This window comes from Aeromonas sp. QDB62 (assembly GCF_027705695.1).
GTDB lineage: Bacteria > Pseudomonadota > Gammaproteobacteria > Enterobacterales > Aeromonadaceae > Aeromonas > Aeromonas allosaccharophila.
In genome coordinates this window covers 155,929-173,060 of sequence record NZ_JAPDCD010000002.1, presented here as the reverse complement: position 1 = coordinate 173,060, position 17,132 = coordinate 155,929, and the positions used below count along the sequence as shown (strand labels likewise).

Genomic DNA, 17,132 nt, shown 5'->3' with positions numbered 1-17,132 from the left:
TCTGTTTTATTACCGGTCACTCACTGCGAGGCGGGCAGTACACGGTAACGTGTCTTTTTTGGTCATTATTGGTCATTCATCAATGACTTTATTTCCGCATTTTTCACAGATGGCGTGGCGTTCAAAGCGATCCATGTTGGCCAGAAAGGGGCCCGCCGCCCAGCCGGTAATGAAGTCCTTGATAAACGCTTTGCGCTTTTGCTCCGGTGTCGGTTGTTTGCCAAAGGATTTGTCGACCAGCACCACGACATGGGTGGTCTCGCGCTGACAGCTGGGGCAGAAGCGTTGTTCGGTGGATGCAAGCAAGGGGGGCTCCTTGTCCGGAAGAGTGGGCTGCAGGTTTTCCGCCGCAGATATGCAGTGTCCCCATTTGATTCCTTTTGCTGGCAGGTCGTCAATCACAGCGGAGGTGGATTGTGCGCCATCTCCTATGAAGAGAGGCAAGCCAGCAAGCGTGATCATAAGGGGCCAGTCGGCCCCTCTTTTGTTTCCGTTTGTCACACATTGCCACACAACCTTCCCCCTCAGGCAAAGTCTTGTGACCGGATGGGAGTGTAATGGCGCCATGAGCAGGGAGATGAGGCCCTGCAGCGATGGAACCAGGGAGAATGTTATGACGGATAAACGGGTTTGGTGGCTGTTGCCACTGCTGGCGGTCGGGGTCTGGTGGCTGGGTTATGCGGGGGATGCCAACGGGGTGTGGCCCTGGCGCCATGAGATGTTGTTGCTGACCGGCCTGCTGGGGATGACCTATATGGCGATTTCGCTGTTGCTGGCGCTGCGCTTGCCGCAGCTGGAGCTCTGGTGTGGCGGTCTGGATCGGATGTTGCGATTGCACCGTCAGACGGCCATCGGCGGTGCATTGGCGCTGACCGCCCACTGGCTGCTGGTGGAGGCCCCCAAGTGGGCGGTCTCGGCAGGTTGGCTGAGTCGTCCCGCGCGGCGTGGAGCCAGCGCTGCCGAAGTGGGTGCCGGAGCAGGCAATGGCATCTCGCTCCATGCCCTTGGCAATACCCTGGGGGAGTGGAGTTTCTATCTGCTGATCGCGCTGGTGGTGCTGAGTTTGCTGGCGCTGGTGAGTTATGGCCGTTTTCGACTGATCCACCGGCTGGCCCCGCTCATCTATCTGGCGGGCTGGTGTCACGGGCTCTGCTTGTTACCTCAGGTGGGGGTCATGACCCCGGTGGGGGTGTCGATCTGGCTGGTCGGCGGGATAGGTGCCATTGGCGCCCTCTACTCCCTGTTGGGGCAGGTAGGGGCGCGGGATCGCCATCCGGGCCGGGTCATTGCGGTGCGGGCGCTGGCGGATCAGACCTGCGAGCTGACCATGCAGCTGGAGCGGCCGCTCGCCCATTACCGCCTAGGCCAGTTTGCCTTCTTCGAGTTTGACGCCAAGGAGGGGCCGCACCCCTTTACCCTGGTGCGGGTGTCAGCGGATCGGCGCCAGCTGGTGATCGCGGTGCGGGCGCTCGGGGATCATACCCGTCAGCTGGTGGCAAAGGCGCGCGCCGGGGATGGGGTGGTGGTGACCGGGCCCTATGGCGCCTTTGTCGCGCCGCAGGGAGGAGGGCGAGCCCTCTGGCTGGGGGCCGGGATCGGCATCACGCCGTTTGTGGCCTGGCTGGAGGGGTTGGCTGCCCGTGGAGAGCGCAGCGAGGGGATCACCCTGATCCAGTGTGCGCCGGATCTGGCAGGCGCCGTCTACCACCGGCGGTTGGCCGAGCTCTGTCATCGCACCGGCGTGCGCTATCAGCTGCATCTGGACAAGGCTGCCGGGCGGCTGGATCTGGCCCGCATCGCGCAGGATGCCCCCGAGCAGGTGTGGTTTTGTGGGCCGGAGGGGATGGCAGATGCCCTGACCCGGCTGTTGCCGGACGGGCATCTGCATCGCGAGCTGTTTCGCTTTCGTTGAGCTCGATGAACGCCGTTACCTGGCGCTGGCAGGCAGTTGCTTGAGGGCGGCTTGTACCGCCGCCTCCAGCTGCGGGTCGCGCCCGGCCACCATGTCGGCGGGGGTGAGTGGCACCTGAACGTCCGGGATCAGCTCCTGATTTTCGTAGAAGGTGCCGTCCGGTTTGCGCAGCCCCAGGGTCGGAATGCCGTAGGCGAGCCCAGGGATCAGCCGGGAGTCGTGGTTGTAGACCATGGTGCCGGTGCCGGGCACCGGATCGCCGACGATGGGGCCGACCTTGAGGGCGCGGTAGTACTCGGGGAAGGCGGAGCCTTCCGAGTAGCTGGCGGCGTTCACCAACACCACCGACGGCTTGGTCCACTGGCGGGTGGCGGCGTCGGTTTCACCCTTGCCCTGACGGGGCCAACTGCTGGCCATCCCCTTGGTGCTGCCACTGCCGGTCAGAAATTCCACCAGGGTATTGGCGAGATAGCCGCCGCTGTTGAAGCGGACATCGACGATCAGCGCGTCGCGATTGCGCTGTCTGCCGAGGGCATCCGCCACCACCGCATCGTAGACCTCGCTATTCATCGCTGGCAGATAGACGTAGCCGACCCGTCCTCCACTCAGCCTGGCCACCTGCTCCCGCCGTTTCTCAATCCAGCTAGCCTGTTGCAGCTGGTACTCCTGCTGCTTGTCGATGGCGGTGAGCACCACCTCGTCAGTTTGCTTGTTGCCCGCCAGCTGGAAGGTGAGGGCGAGCCTAGCACCGGCCTGATGGTTGAGGGCCTGATCCAGCTCGGCCAGATTGGCAATCGGGCTGCCGTTGATGGCGAGCAGGCGGGCGCCCGGGGCGATATCGCTCTCCTGATCCAGCGGGCCGCCAGAGAGCAGGGCAGTGAGCATCACTCCTTGCTCGCCATCCTGCCAGTAGCCGCCAAGGCTGGCGGTCTCGTCCGCCATCCGCGGGAAGGGGGCGGGGCCGTTGCCCCAGGTGTGGGAGACATTGAGCTCACCAGCCAGCTCCGCCAGCAGGTTGCCAAAGTCCCGCGGGTTGCCGATGCCCGGCAGCAGGCGGCGGTAAGCGGCGACATAGCTGTCCCAGTTCACCCCGTTCATATCGTCCAGATAGAACTCATCCCGGGTGAGCCGGGCGATCTGATCGAAGGCGGCGGTCATGCGTGCCTGCCAGCGGCCGGTGGGCTGCAAGGCGAAGGGGGCGCTGGTGGCTTCGCCGGAGTCGAGGTGGATGCGGGTGATCTCCCCATCCCGCACCAGGGTGGCGAGGGTGCCTTGTTGGTTGAGGCTTGCCAGCGCGGGGCCGGGCTGTTCACCAAACAGTTCGCTGGTTTTGCCTTTGCGCAGATCCAGGCTGTAGCCCTTGATCTCGCTCTCGCTGTTGACCCCCATCTCCTCCACCAGATAGATCAGCTGGTCGCCGATGATGCGGCTGGCGAGCAGGGTGCCGGAGGGTTGCAACAGCAGCGCTTCCCGATGGTTGAGGCGATCGCTCTCAAAGCCGTATCCCCCTTTCGGCGGCTCCAGTTCGGCAATCGCATCGGCTCTGGCGGCGCGGCTGCTGTAAATGCCGAGCAGGTTGGTGACGAGGGGCTCGCCATCGGGCCCCAATGCGCCAAACCGGGTCGATTGCCAGTAGAGAATGGCGCCATCCTGACTCCAGCTAGGTTGCCCATCCTGATAGCCGTTGAGGCTGACATTGACCGGTTTGGCCTTGGGATTGGCCGTATCGATCACCGCGATCTCCTGCTCTGCCGCATCGGGGCGGAAGGTGATCGCCAGATGGCGGGAGTCGGGAGCAAAGGCGAGATGCACCTCGTGGCGCGACGGGTTGAAGCTGGCAGGCACCAGCTCCCGCTGCTTGTTGCTCGCCAGATCCAGCAGATGGATGGCCTGGCCATCCACCACGAAGGCGAGCTGCTTGCCGTCGGGGGAGAGCACCGGACGGCTGATCCCCTTGCCGGGAATGCCCAGCAGCAGGCTCTCGGTCAGGGTACCCGGATCGCTGAACAGCAGATCCGGATCCCCCTTGCGCAGGCGATAGAGGGCGGCGTGCCCCCGCTGCTCGGACAGATAGATGAGGGCGCGCCCCTGCTCGGCGAAGAGGGGGCTGGATTGCTCGCTCGGATCGCGGGTTAGCTGGCGCACCCGCTCCCGCTCGGGGTCGACGGCAAACAGGTTGCCCTCGCTCACCAGGATCAGCTCGTCCGCCTCTTCGCTGACCAGCGCTTCGTCTGCCAGGGTCAGGGCCTCGCTCGCCTCATCCGGTGCGCTCGCCACTTGCGGGGTGAGGATCAGCTTGCGTGGCTCGTTGCTACCGGCATCGAGGCGATAGAGTTCACCCAGCCATGACCAGACCAGATCCCCGGCTCGGGAAGCGCTGAGCCCCCGCACCGGATGGCCCTGATAGTGGGTCAGCTGCTGCTCCTTGCCACTGGCGAGATCCCGGCGCCAGACGTTGAAATCGCCGCTGCGCTCGCTCAGGTAAAAGAGGGTATCCCCCTGGTCGCTCCAGACCGGATCGGTGGCGGCGACCCGATCTTCGGTCAGCTGCTTGTGCTGCTTGCCATCAAACAGCCAGAGGCGGGGCACCGCGAAGGAGTGCTGATGCTTGCGAAAGGGTTGATCCGCCGCGGGCATCTGATAGGCGAGCAACTTCCCGTGCGGGCGAGCCAGGGTCGCAGGCAGCGGCAGATCGGCCTGCAAGGTGCCGCCGCTGATCGGAGTCCAGTAGAGCTCGCCCCATTGGTAGCCTTCCGCGACAAAATGGTCGGCATCGGGGGACCCCGGCCGCTGGCTGCTCAGCAGCAGCCGTTTGCCATCGGCGCTGAAGGCTTGCGGCAGATCGGTGCGCGAATCGCGGGTGAGGCGCACCATCTCGCCGCCGCTGGCGGGTACCACGAACACATCCTCGTTGCCGTAGAGATTGGCGGCAAAGGCGAGCCGTTTGCCATCCGGCGACCAGACTGGCCGCTGGCTCAGGTAGTCGCTGCCGGTGAGCGCTGTAGCGGGGCCGCCCTCGGCACTGGCGACAAAAATGCGCCCCTGCCAGGTGAAGGCAAGCTGCTTGCCATCGGGGGAGAGGGCAGGCTCGCGCAGCCAGAGAGCATCGGCGGCAACACTGGCGGGCAGCCAGAGCAGCAGCGGCGAGCACAGTAGCGAAGAGAACAGCAGGGTGGCGAGGCGGCACGAAGATCGCATGGCATAAACCTGTCGGGGAGTGGAGTGTTATCTTCGCCGATCATTGCCCCGGGTGCCAGCGCGATAATATTTTGTATCTTGTTGTTTTAACTGTTAATTACCAATGTCAGATGACGGCGCTCAGGGCCGGTGTCGCCGCAGTTGCAAGATATGTTTTACCGGGCATATTGAGTATTGATGGCGATCCAATATCATGGCGCTCGCTCGCCGCTCGGCGGGCATAGTTCAGATGATCTGGTAACAAGAAAAGCCCGCACCAGAGGCTTGTCGAGGGATGGAATGAGAGCCGTATTACTGTGTTTGTTGGGGCTTTGGCCCGCACTGAGTTTTGCCAACCTGTCTGCCGACATGGTGATAGTCAAGAAGTCGACCTATAGCCTGACCCTGATGAAGGATGGCAAAGAGGTGAAACGCTACTGGATTGCACTGGGCCCGGCGCCCAAGGGGCACAAGCAGCAGGAAGGGGATCAGCGTACGCCGGAAGGGCGCTACACCCTCGATTACAAGAAGACCAATTCCGGCTACTACAAAGCCATCCATATCAACTATCCGAACCTGGATGACATCAAGCGAGCCAATGAGCTGGGTGTGCGTCCGGGTGGCATGATCATGATCCACGGCCAGCGCAACAGCATTGGCAACCGCAGGGTTCAGCCCTCCAACTGGACCAACGGCTGTATCGCCATGCTCAACCACGAGCTGGACGAGGTGTGGAGCGCCATCGAACCGGGCACGCCCATCATCATCGAGCCCTGATCCGCACAACGGGGGCCTTGTCGGCAGACAAGGCCCCCGTTCTGTTTGGGGTGTGATCGTCTATTGCGGATGTCTTTTTGAGACATTCGTATTGTTGTGAATGTCACTTCAAAAAAAGCCTGCAAACGGTGAGGATATGGGCTCTGTCCGTGAAGGAGTGTCCCATGTCTTTGACCGAAACCTGTCAGCGCATCGTGCGCGATCCCCATCTCTCTGCTGCCCAGAAGAGCCATGCGCTGGCGCTGGCCGCCGAGAATGCGTTGCCCTACCCCGACCTGCCTGCCGCAGTCGCCGAGGCGATGGAGCTGGGATTTATCTGCGACATGTTCGAAGGGCATGCCCCCTACAAGCCGCGCTATGTGCTGCCGGACTATGAAAAATTCCTGAGTCAGGGCTCTGCCTGGCTGGAGCTGGCGGCGCCGCAGGATTTCGACGAGGCGCTCAACGCCCTGCGCATCCTCTATCACCATGTCCCCTCCGTTACCGGCATGCCGGTCTGGCTGGGTCGGCTCGACCATCTGTTGCTGCCGTTCGTCGGCGAACTGGATGACGAGACCCTCTATCGCAAGCTGAAGGGGTTCTGGGTCTATCTGGACAGGGTGCTGCCGGACGCCTTCATGCACGTCAACATCGGGCCGGATGACAACCGCATCTGCCGCCTGATCCTGCGCATCGACAACGAGCTCAAGCAGGTGGCACCGAACCTCACCTTCTTCCACGATCCGGAGCAGACCCCGGACAGCCTGCTGCTGCAAGCGGTGAAGAACATCGCCGAGTGCAGCAAGCCGCACATCGCCAACTACCCGATCCACCGCGATACCTTCGACCAGCGTGGTTTTGGCATCGTCAGCTGCTACAACGCCCTGCCGCAGGCCGGTGGCGCCAACACCCTGGTGCGCATCTCCCTCAAGCGGGTCGCCGAGCAGTGTCAGGGGATCGATGATTTCCTCGGCTGCCTGCTGCCCCACTACTGCCGCCTGGCCTCCCAGTTGATCGAGGCGCGAGCCGCTTTCCTGCATCAGGAGTCCGGTTTCTTCGACAGCTTCCTGGTGAAAGAGGGGCTGCTGGATGAGGATCGTTTCGTCCCCATGTTCGGTATCTACGGCATGGCGGAAGCGGTCAATATCCTGATGGATAAAGAGAACCTGCCGGATCGCTACGGCCACGGCGAGGAGGCGAACCAGCTTGGCTATCGCATCTCGGCCCAGCTCTCGGAATATGTCACTGCGACGCCGCAAACCCATGCCTGGGGTGGTCGCGCCCTGCTGCACTCACAGGGTGGCCTCAGCATCGATGTGGCGGTGACCCCCGGGGTGCGCATTCCCTACGGGCATGAGCCGGATCCGGCCAGCCATGTGCTGGCACTGGCACCGCACCACACTTATTACCATTCGGGGATCAGCGAGATCCTGACCCTGGATCCCACCATCCGCCAGAACCCGCAGGCACTGCTGCAGCTCTGCAAAGGGGCGCTCGCCATCGGTATGCGCGAGTTCACCGCCAACGTGGCCGACAGCGATCTGGTGCGGGTGACCGGCTACATGATCCGCAAGAGCGACGTGGCTCGCTTCGCAGAAGAAGGGTCGCGGTTGCAGACCACCTGTCTCGGTGCCGAGGCGAGTGAAGTGACCGCCATCCGGCAGCGGGCACCGCGAGTGGTCGCCCACGAATCGACCATCGGCGAGTATTGAGTTCGCCCTGATGGCTGATGTTTTGCCAACACGCAGCGCCCTGGTAAGCAGGGTGCTGCCGTTCTCCTGTGTCGACGGGCCGGGCAACCGGCTGGTGCTGTTTCTGCAGGGTTGCAACTTTCGCTGCCCCGGCTGCCACAACCCGCACACCATAGGGCTGTGCGACGATTGCGGTGACTGCCTTGCGGTCTGTCCGAGCGGTGCCCTCTCTCTGGATGAGGCCCCCCCTGGCAAACGCAACGTGCGCTGGCAGGCGGCGCTCTGCACCGATTGCGATGCTTGTCTGGATGCCTGCCCCCGCAGCGCCAATCCCAAGACCGCCACCATGACGGTGGCCGAGGTGCTGGTCCTGCTGCGTCGCTACGGCCCGCTGCTGAGCGGAATTACCGTCTCCGGTGGTGAGGCGACCACCCAGCTCCCCTTCGTGGTTGCGCTGTTTGCCGCCATCAAGGGCGCGCCGGATCTGACCCATCTCACTTGCCTGCTCGACAGTAACGGCTCGCTGGCCGAAACCGGCTGGCAGCGGCTGCTGCCGGTGCTCGACGGCGCCATGCTCGATCTCAAGGGGTGGCGCGACTCGGTGCATCACTCGCTGACCGGCTATGGTCGCGAGCGGGTACTGGGGTCGCTGCAACTGCTGGCAAGCCACGGCAAGCTGACGGAACTGCGGCTGCTCCACGTGCCGGGCAAGAGCGATTTTCTGGATGCGAATGGTGAGCTGGACGCAGATCTCGCCACGTTTTTGCAGCGGCTTGGGCCTGTGCCCATTCGCCTCAACGGCTTTCGCCACCACGGAGTACGTGGGGAGGCGGCGCAATGGCCAGAGGCTAGCCAAACCGAGCTGGAACAGCTGGCCAGCCGCTTGCGCGCAGCAGGATTGGGGCCGGTCTCACTGCCAGCCCTGATGCGCTGAGTGGCTGCGTCATCCGGTGACCGTTATGGCGTGAGGAGCGGTATGGAAAGGCCGTAACTGTGATTTCTGTCTATTGGAGGGGGCGAGAACGGCGGCTAGAATAATGGCCATCTTCTTCCCCCTCAATGACAGATAATCATGAGTGAAAGCAAGGCGTTATATCGGGTTCAGTTTATTTGCCACAGCGAGCGCTACGAAGTGTATGTGCGCGAAGTCAATCAGGGCTCGCTGTTCGGTTTTATCGAGATTGCCGACTTTGTCTGGGACAACCACACGGCGCTTATCGTCGATCCCGGCCACGAGAAGCTAAAGAGCGAATTTGCCGATGTGCGCCACACCCTGATCCCCATGCATCAGGTGCTGCGCATCGATCAGGTCAGAAAGCAGGGGGCGGCTCGCATCACGGAGCTGGGCAGCAACGTCGCCTCCTTCCCCAGCCCCATCTATACCAAACGCCCCTGATCCCTCAATGCCGTTGATGTTTCGCCGCGGCGAAACATCAACTTCTTCTCTCTGTCGCCCGGCTCAGGGCTCAATCAATTCGCGACCCAGTTGCAGGATCCGCTGGCGGAACCAGTGACGGGCCGAACCGTCTCCGGCCGGGCCATACCAGACCAGACTGTGGCTCACCTTACCGTAATCGAACGGTGCCGGACGCAGTACCAGATCCGGCTGATTGGCCATGCAGGCTGCCCAGCCACCGATGGCGGTGAGGATCAGGTCGGTCTGGGGCAGCAGGGCCGCCGCGCTGGCAAAATCGGGCAGGGTGGCGCCAATCTGGCGACGTACCTGCTGCTGGGCCAGGCTCTGCTCGAAGAAGGGGTTGGCCAGCTCCTGATCCCGGATGGCGATATGGCGCCAGCTCAGGTAGGCATCGAGATCCCAGGGCTTGGCCAGCGCCGGGTGATCTTTGCGCAGCAGGCAGACCAGTTTTTCTTCCCGCAGGGTCTCCCACACCAGCCCCGGCTGGCGCGGCAATGGCTGGCTCTGGTCATGTGGCAGGATCACGAAGTCGAGTTTGCCCGCTGCCAGCGCCTCCAGCCCCTGCTCATCCTTGTTCCAGATCTCCGGCACCATGCCCGGCACCTCTTTCATCAGCTGACCCAGAATGGGGCCCACCGGCCAGGTCATCACGCTCTCGCGCAACCCCAGTCGCAAGCTGCCCTGCCACTGCTGCGGGTTGAAGGCGTTCTGGCGGGTGAGGCCGTTCAGCTCCCCCAGCAGCCGGTGCAGGGTCGGGGCCAGCCGCTCTGCCATGGGGGTGAGCAGCAGCTGGTTGCCCTGGCGATAGAGCAGTTGATCCCCCAGCAGATCCCGCAGCTGGTTGAGGGTCTTGCTGACGGTGGAGGGGGTGGTGCAGAGCCGCTCGGCGGTGCGGGTGACGCTCTGGTTGTCGAGCAGCAGGTGCAGGGTGACCAGATGGCGACCTCCCAGCCGAGAGAGAGCGATCAGATCCATAAAGACTCCACAAGCGAATGAAACAGACAAAAAGCCCCGCCGAAGCGGGGCTGGTGCGGATTAGCCCTGGAGCACCGCGGCCATGGCATCGGCCACGTAGTCGACGTTGCGGCTGTTGAGGCCCGCCACGCACATGCGACCGGAGCGCACCAGATAGACGGCGAACTCCTCGCGCAGGCGATCAACTTGCTCCGGCGTGAAGCCGGTGTAGCTGAACATGCCGCGCTGGTTGATGAAGTAGCTGAAATCACGGCCCGGCACCTTGGCGCTCAGCACCTCGAACAGCTTCTCGCGCATCGCCTTGATGCGGGTGCGCATCCCGGTCACCTCGTCAACCCACAGGGCGTGCAGCTCCGGCTGGCTCATCACCGCCGCGGTGATCTGGCCACCGTGGGTGGGCGGGCTGGAGTAGTTGCGACGCACGGTGGCCTTCATCTGGCCCAGTACCCGGCTTGCCTCTTCGGCATCTTTGCAGATGACCGACAGGCCGCCGCAGCGCTCGCCGTAGAAGGAGAGGTTCTTGGAAAACGAGTTGCTGACGAAGAAGCTGACCCCCGCAGCCACCATGGCGCGAATGGCATAGGCATCCTCTTCCAGCCCGTCGCCGAAGCCCTGATAGGCGATGTCCATGAAAGGAATGAGATTCTTCTCGACCACCAGCGCGATCACCCGATCCCACTGGGCGCGGGAGAGATCCACCCCGGTCGGGTTGTGGCAGCAGGGGTGCAGCAGCACGATGCTTTTTGCTGGCAGGACGCTCAGGCAGTCGATCATTGCATCGAACTGTACGCCGCCGGTGGCCGCATCGTAGTAGGGGTAGTCGTGCACCTTGATGCCGGCCCCCTCGAACATCGCCTTGTGGTTGTCCCAGGTCGGGTTGCTGACCCATACCTCGGAGGTCGGGAAGTAGCGCTTGAGCAGATCGGCGCCGATCTTCAGCGCGCCTGAGCCGCCGATGGTCTGGATGGTGGCGATACGTCCCGCCTTGACCGCTTCATGGTCGGCACCAAACAGCAGGTGTTGCACTGCGGTGCGGTAGTTGGCGGCGCCTTCCATCGGCTGGTAGGGGCGCGGGGCAGGGGCGGCGGCGCGCTGGGCTTCGGCCTGCTGCACCGACGGCAGCAGCGGAATGCGCCCCTGCTCGTCGTAATAGAGGCCGATCCCCAGGTTCACCTTCTGCTCGCGGGTGTCTTTGTGGAAGGTCTCGACTAGCGTCAGGATGGGGTCGCCAGCATAGGCATCGACGTGTTCAAACATGGGGGATCCTTGAAATTGACTGTCCAGTAAAACCGGCGGTCAGCCGGGCTGGACATCATGGCGCAAAGCTGACGGTGGCTCAAGCCCGACGCTAGTCGAGCCTGAAGGGATGGTGCCACTGGCAGGCAGTGCCACCTTGATCACTTCAAATAGGATCGCAGGACGCTGACCACCTGATCCAGATCCTCCAATCGCTCGGTCGGGGTGGCATCGGCGGCGCCGAGATGCTCGCGCATATGTCCCTCCAGCACCTCCAGCATCAAGCCGTTGACGGCGCCGCGGATGGCGGCGATCTGCTGCAAAATGGCGGCGCAGTCGCTCTCCTGCTCCAGCGCGCTCTCCAGCGCACCGGTCTGTCCCTTGATGCGGCGCACCCGTGTCAGCAGCTTCTTTTTGTCGTGAATGGTGTGGGACATGACGGATCCTCTCGATCGATAAAACTATACTGGGGTATAGTATATTGCATCGTCGCTCTCAGGAGAAATCCATGTCATCCCTCGCTCAATCCCACTGCCATCAACCCGTCATCCACCAGGGCAATCCGCTGGCCGAACAGAAGACCCGCTGGGCCGTATTGCTGACCGTCATCATGATGGTGGCGGAGATCGGCGGCGGCTGGTTCTACAACTCCATGGCACTGCTGGCGGATGGCTGGCACATGAGCTCCCACGCGCTGGCGCTCGGTCTCTCGGTGCTGGCCTATCGCGCTGCCCGCCACTTTGCTCGCGACCACAGATTCAGCTTCGGCACCTGGAAGATCGAGGTACTGGGGGGCTTCACCAGCGCCCTGTTGCTGGTGGGGGTGGCCGGGTTGATGCTGTTCGAGTCGGTGTTCCGGCTGCTCGATCCCAGCCCGATCCACTATCAACAGGCGATCGCCATCGCGCTGGTTGGGCTGCTGGTGAACCTCGCCTGTGCCTGGCTGCTCAAGGATGATCATGGTCATCACCACCACGGCCATGGGCATGACCACCATCATGATCATCACGACCACGATCATCATCATGACCACGATCATCATCATGACCATGATGATCACCACGGTCATCAGGATCTCAACCTGCGCGCCGCCTATATCCACGTACTGGCGGATGCAGCCACTTCCGTGCTGGCGATCCTGGCGCTGGTGGGGGGCATGCTGTGGGGGGCTGATTGGCTCGATCCGCTGATGGGCATAGTCGGCGCCGGACTGGTAGCGGTATGGGCCTGGGGTCTGCTGCGCGACTCAGGTCGGGTGCTGCTGGATGCCGAGATGGATACCCCGCTGGTGGCGGAGATCCGCGAGGTCATCGCCGAGCTGCCGGGCACCGATATCCGTGATCTGCACGTCTGGCGGGTAGGGCAGCAGCAGTATGCCTGTGTGCTCTCTGTGCTGATGGTCAATCCGCTGCCGGCGCAGCAGATCCGCGAGCGGCTGGCGATCCATGAAGAGCTGGTGCATGTGACCATCGAGATCGCCAGCGCATAGGATAAATAGCGGGGGCCGTTGGCCCCCTTGGTTTCAGTGCCGTTGGCTCCCTGATGTCAGTGCGGTTGCCCGGTGATCTCCTCCTGGGGCTTGTGTTGCCACACTGCGCCGAGCAGCAGCTTGAGCAGCAGTCCGGGCGGGTTGTCCAGCAGCTTGCCCGACTCCAGCAGCAGCTGGCCATCGGCGCGAAACCCGAGGCTGGCATCGATAGTGCCATCCTCCGAGACCACCTGGATCAGGCCATGAAGGGCTGAGCGCTCACCGGGCTGACAGCGCAGCCGCAACTCGCGGGGTTCCCCCAGCAGGGTGAAGGCGCGGTTCAGCGGGGGCGAGTCTTCATAATCGGGCCAGTTGAAGAAGTGATACTGCTCGGCCAGGGCGCCCGCCTGCTGGCAGAACTGGTCGAACAGCTGCCCGATCGCCTGATACTCCTGATCGAGTCGTTGTGCCTGCTCTTCAATCCGTTTCATTGTTTACTCCTTGTCTATCCACTTGATCAGACATTGCTTTTCTGACCCCGTGACTGCCGTTTTCCAGATATGAGGCCAAATGGCCGCGAGGTCTGTGAGCCGGATCGAAGTTTCAATCTGAAAACGTTATCTTGTTGAAACTGGATGGTTTTTTTGCCCTTCCGCTCACATTTGAATCGATTGCCGCTGATTAATATGGCACCGCCTGGCAATGACCGGGTGCTCGACTATCGAGACTAACTACAGCGGGAATTATAAAAATATGGATATGAAAAAGACCAAAGTGGCGCTGGTAACAGCCTCACTGTTCGCGCTTTTGTCTGGCTGTAATGACAACAGCTCTGATCCCTCCGGTGTGAAACCCGTCCCCCCTACACCGCCTACGCCTGAAGTCACCGATGGGCCTGTTGCCCGTCTGCCCAAGATGGATCCCCCGAAAGAGTTGCTGGTTGCCGGCGACAATCAGGTGGTCATTGCACTGGTGGATACCCAGTCGGCAGCCAAAGGGGCCAAAACGCCCTTTGACAGCCACAGCCTGCATCTTTGGAACAAAGATGCCTGCAACGCTACCGCTGCTGAATACCGGGTGGGATGATAAGAGCAAGACGCCAGCCACCGCCGACAGCTTTGGTCCGGCCTGGGTCGTACCGCTCAGCAAGGTGGAAGGGTGCATCAACTTCATTGCCCGCAACGGTGATCTGGCCAACCTGACCGGTAGCGACATGAAGGTGATCTTCAGTGAGCACCCGGATCGCACCGTGGCCATCGTCGCGGGCAAGAAAGATCTGTTTGGCAGCCGCGCCGAGGCCTTTACCGCCGCCTTCGGGGTGGCGGGTGCCAGCGCCCATCTGATCGATGGCAATACCCTGATCTGGCAAGGGGGCAAGGACAAGCCCCACGTGCGCCTCTATTACACCGACTCGGGCACCATCAAGGCCAATGCCGATGGGGTGTTCGATTTCCCCTATATCACTCTGACCGCGACCAGTCTCACTGCCGAGCAGCAGGCCAAGTATCCGCACCTCAAGGATGCAGCCGCCTTTGCCCTGACTGCCGGGAAAGATCTCAAGCCCCTGCTCAAGGGCGAACTGGTGGCTATCGGCACCGATGCTGACGGTATCCTGCAGGGGGCGACCCTGGTGCAGAGCGCCGGAGCCCTCGATGCGCTCTATGCTCCCGAGGCGACCAAGCTGAGCTATGGCGCCGTGGTGGAGGGCAACCGGGTGACCTTCCGCCTCTGGGCGCCGACCGCCAAGTCGGTCAAGCTGGCCTTCTACAATGCCAGCCACCAGAAGAGTGGTGAAGTGGCGATGACCTTCGACAGCGCCAGCGGCAGCTGGAGTTACGAAGGGGGCAGCGAGCTGGTCGGCCAGTTCTACCGCTACGACATGGAGGTCTACCACCCGCTGAGCCGCAAGGTTGAGCACTACGAGGTGACCGACCCCTACTCCTTGAGTCTGGCGATGAACTCCGAGTTCAGTCAGGTGGTGGATCTCGACGATCCTGCGCTGAAACCGGAAGGGTGGGATAGCCTCAAGGCGCCCCACAGCCAGCAGAACCCTGCCGACATCACCATCTATGAGGCCCATGTTCGTGACCTGACCGGTAACGACGCCTCCACCGATGAAGAGAAGCGCGGCAAATTTGTTGGTTTGACCCAACCCGATTCTGTACCGGTCAACCATCTGAAAGCGCTGGCAAAAAGCGGCGTCAGCCACCTGCACCTGCTGCCGGTGTTCGATATCGCCACCGTCAACGAGGATCCGGCCAAGGTGGCCAATCTCGGCGATGACTTCAGCAAGCTTTGTCAGGTCAATCCGGATGTGAAAACATCCCAATTTGGCACCTACTGCGGTGGCGGCCAGACTGTCGGCCAGGTGCTGGATGCTCTCAAGTCAGGCGACGGCAAGGATAATCCGCAGGTGCAGGAGCTCTCCGGCTACCTGCGCGGCGTCGACTCCTTCAACTGGGGTTATGATCCCTACCACTACACCACGCCGGAAGGCTCCTACGCCACCAACGCCGAGGGGACCAAACGTATTCTGGAGTTCCGCGAGATGGTCAAGGCCATCAAGCAGAACATCGGCATGAACGTGGTGATGGACGTGGTCTACAACCACACCAACGAATCCGGATTGGGGCCCAAGTCGGTGCTCGACAAGATCGTGCCCTGGTACTATCAGCGCCTCAATCCGGAGACCGGCTCGGTCGAGAACTCCACCTGCTGCTCCAACACGGCGCCGGAACATGCCATGTTCGCCAAGCTGATGGATGACTCGCTGGTGACCTGGGCGCGCGACTACAAGATCGACGCCTTCCGCTTTGACCTGATGGGCCACCACCCGAAAGATCAGATGGTGCAGGCGCTGGCCGCGGTGAAGAAGGTCAATCCCGAGATGTACTTCTACGGCGAGGGGTGGAACTTCGGCGAGGTGCAGGATGACAAGCGCTTCGTGCAGGCGACCCAGAAGCATCTGGGCGGTACCGGCATCGGCTCCTTCTCCGACCGCTTGCGTGATGCGGTGCGTGGTGGCAGTCCGTTTGATAGTAAAGATGCCATTCGTGAAACCCAGGGCTTTGGCAACGGCGCCTTCGCCGAGCCTAACGAAATGAGCAAGGTGGAGCTGGCAACGGCCTTGCACCAGTCCGATCTGGTGCGCCTCGGCATGGCGGGTAACCTCAAGGAGTTCGTGCTGACCGACAAGGATGGCATGCCGAAGAAAGGCGCCGAGATCGACTACAACGGTCAACCTGCCGGTTATGCCCAGGATCCGGTGGAAGTGCAGAACTATGTCGACAAGCACGACAACCAGACCCTGTTCGACAACCTGATCTACAAGGCACCTGCCGGAGCCGATCTGGTGCGGATGCAGGGGGTATCGCTCGCCACCGCCATGCTGGGGCAGGGTATCCCCTTCACCCACGCCGGTGTCGAGCTGCTGCGTTCCAAGTCCATGGAGCGGGACAGCTATGACTCGGGCGACTGGTACAACAAGGTCGACTACACCCTGGCCGACAACAACTTTGACAAGGGGTTGCCGCGCAAGGACAAGGATGGCGACAACTATCCGTTGATCGAGCAGGTGCTGGGCCAGCATGTCAAACCGAGCGGTGCCGACATGGCGACCATGGTGAGCTTCTATCAGGAGCTGGCGGAGCTGCGCAAATCATCGCGTCTGCTGCGTCTTGGAAGCGGGGCCGAGGTGATCAAGCGGGTCGATTTCCGCAATACCGGGCCGGATCAGGTGCCGGGCCTGATCGTGATGACGGTGGATGATGGCGTCAATGCCGGAGCGGATCTGGATCCGGCTATCGACGGTCTGGTGGTGATGATCAACGCCACCAATCAGAGCCAGAGTATCGGCGATTTCCGTGACGGTAACGATCAGACTATCGATCTGACCAGCCTGCGGTTGAGCCCGGCCCACCATGCCAGCAACAGTATTGCCCGCGATGCCGTCGCCAATGGCGGTACCCTGACCCTGGGAGCCTGGTCGGCAGCGGTGTTCATCAAGCCACAGTCTGGCGAGCAAGGCCTGGGCCTGCCGGTGAGCAAGAAGACCGACCTGAGCACGCTGCCCCCGTTCGGGAAAACCGATATTTTTATTCGCGGTTTCCTTGGCCAGTGGGATCCGGTCAATCAGATGGCGTTTAGCGGCAACTATATGTATGAGCTGACCACCCCAGTGGCCGAAGGGCAACTGGGTGAGGCGACGCTCAAGATTGCCGATGCCAACTGGGGGGCGATCAACTACGGCAAGTGTGCGCCGAGCGACGTGCTGACCATTTCAGCCCCTCTTACCTTGTGCAAAGGGGGTGATAACGTTGGTATGACCCTGAGCAAGGCAGGCAACTACAAGTTTGTCTTTACCGCGATGAACAAGGAGAAGCCGACCCTGAGCGTCAGCGTGGCTGAGGCAACGCCATAGGCAAACCCATTGAGCCCGGGGGATGGCTCGGCGTCCCCGGGTTGAATTCCACCTTGCCAAGGGTGGGATAACTCCGAGAG

12 protein-coding genes and 1 pseudogene are annotated in these 17,132 nt (G+C 62.1%); 7 read left to right on the top strand and 6 right to left on the bottom strand.

Annotated elements, in window-relative coordinates; translation table 11 throughout:
- Nucleotides 1-72: 72 nt before the first annotated feature.
- Nucleotides 73-462: a hypothetical protein gene (locus OKC27_RS01885; protein ID WP_232093600.1), complete on the bottom strand. Its 390-nt coding sequence runs from the start codon at nt 460-462 to the stop codon at nt 73-75.
- Between the two features lie 151 nt (nt 463-613).
- On the opposite strand from OKC27_RS01885, the gene OKC27_RS01880 reads away from it, so the two are divergent.
- The gene (locus OKC27_RS01880; protein WP_182938732.1) at nt 614-1,912 is read left to right on the top strand and encodes a ferredoxin reductase family protein; all 1,299 of its coding nucleotides are present in this window, start codon (nt 614-616) and stop codon (nt 1,910-1,912) included.
- 15 nt (nt 1,913-1,927) lie between these two features.
- Here OKC27_RS01880 and OKC27_RS01875 read toward each other — a convergent pair whose 3' ends face one another.
- The gene (locus tag OKC27_RS01875) at nt 1,928-5,110 is read right to left on the bottom strand and encodes a S41 family peptidase (protein ID WP_270805894.1); all 3,183 of its coding nucleotides are present in this window, start codon (nt 5,108-5,110) and stop codon (nt 1,928-1,930) included.
- 279 nt (nt 5,111-5,389) lie between these two features.
- Here OKC27_RS01875 and OKC27_RS01870 point away from each other — a divergent pair, with 279 nt between their 5' ends.
- The 4 genes from OKC27_RS01870 (at nt 5,390) to OKC27_RS01855 (ending at nt 8,932) form a co-directional block, all read left to right on the top strand.
- Entirely contained in the window at nt 5,390-5,866 is a 477-nt protein-coding gene (locus tag OKC27_RS01870; RefSeq protein ID WP_042059638.1) for a L,D-transpeptidase family protein, read from the top strand.
- A gap of 164 nt (nt 5,867-6,030) precedes the next feature.
- Complete coding sequence (locus OKC27_RS01865; protein WP_182938734.1) at nt 6,031-7,557, top strand: YjjI family glycine radical enzyme; 1,527 nt, start codon at nt 6,031-6,033, stop codon at nt 7,555-7,557.
- A gap of 10 nt (nt 7,558-7,567) precedes the next feature.
- Entirely contained in the window at nt 7,568-8,470 is a 903-nt protein-coding gene (locus OKC27_RS01860; protein ID WP_182938735.1) for a YjjW family glycine radical enzyme activase, read from the top strand.
- Nucleotides 8,471-8,608: 138 nt separating this feature from the next.
- A complete protein-coding gene (locus OKC27_RS01855) occupies nt 8,609-8,932 on the top strand; it encodes a DUF1820 family protein (protein WP_042059647.1) in 324 nt (107 codons plus the stop codon).
- Nucleotides 8,933-8,995: 63 nt separating this feature from the next.
- On the opposite strand, the gene OKC27_RS01850 is transcribed toward OKC27_RS01855, so the two are convergent.
- The 3 genes from OKC27_RS01850 to OKC27_RS01840 all read right to left on the bottom strand — a co-directional run bounded on the left by OKC27_RS01850 (nt 8,996) and on the right by OKC27_RS01840 (nt 11,601).
- A complete protein-coding gene (locus OKC27_RS01850) occupies nt 8,996-9,928 on the bottom strand; it encodes a LysR family transcriptional regulator (protein WP_182938736.1) in 933 nt (310 codons plus the stop codon).
- A gap of 60 nt (nt 9,929-9,988) precedes the next feature.
- On the bottom strand, nt 9,989-11,185 hold the full coding sequence (locus OKC27_RS01845; RefSeq protein WP_182938737.1) for an amino acid aminotransferase: 1,197 nt from the start codon (nt 11,183-11,185) through the stop codon (nt 9,989-9,991).
- Between the two features lie 140 nt (nt 11,186-11,325).
- On the bottom strand, nt 11,326-11,601 hold the full coding sequence (locus tag OKC27_RS01840; RefSeq protein WP_270805893.1) for a metal/formaldehyde-sensitive transcriptional repressor: 276 nt from the start codon (nt 11,599-11,601) through the stop codon (nt 11,326-11,328).
- Between the two features lie 71 nt (nt 11,602-11,672).
- Between OKC27_RS01840 and dmeF the strand changes: the two genes are divergently transcribed.
- Nucleotides 11,673-12,653 carry a CDF family Co(II)/Ni(II) efflux transporter DmeF gene (dmeF, locus tag OKC27_RS01835; RefSeq protein ID WP_270805892.1) on the top strand — a complete coding sequence of 327 codons (981 nt, stop codon included), beginning with the start codon at nt 11,673-11,675 and terminating at the stop codon, nt 12,651-12,653.
- Nucleotides 12,654-12,709: 56 nt separating this feature from the next.
- Here dmeF and OKC27_RS01830 read toward each other — a convergent pair whose 3' ends face one another.
- Entirely contained in the window at nt 12,710-13,123 is a 414-nt protein-coding gene (locus tag OKC27_RS01830; RefSeq protein ID WP_270805891.1) for a hypothetical protein, read from the bottom strand.
- A gap of 262 nt (nt 13,124-13,385) precedes the next feature.
- Here OKC27_RS01830 and pulA point away from each other — a divergent pair.
- Nucleotides 13,386-17,052: pseudogene (gene pulA, locus OKC27_RS01825) on the top strand (pullulanase-type alpha-1,6-glucosidase).
- Nucleotides 17,053-17,132 lie beyond the last annotated feature (80 nt).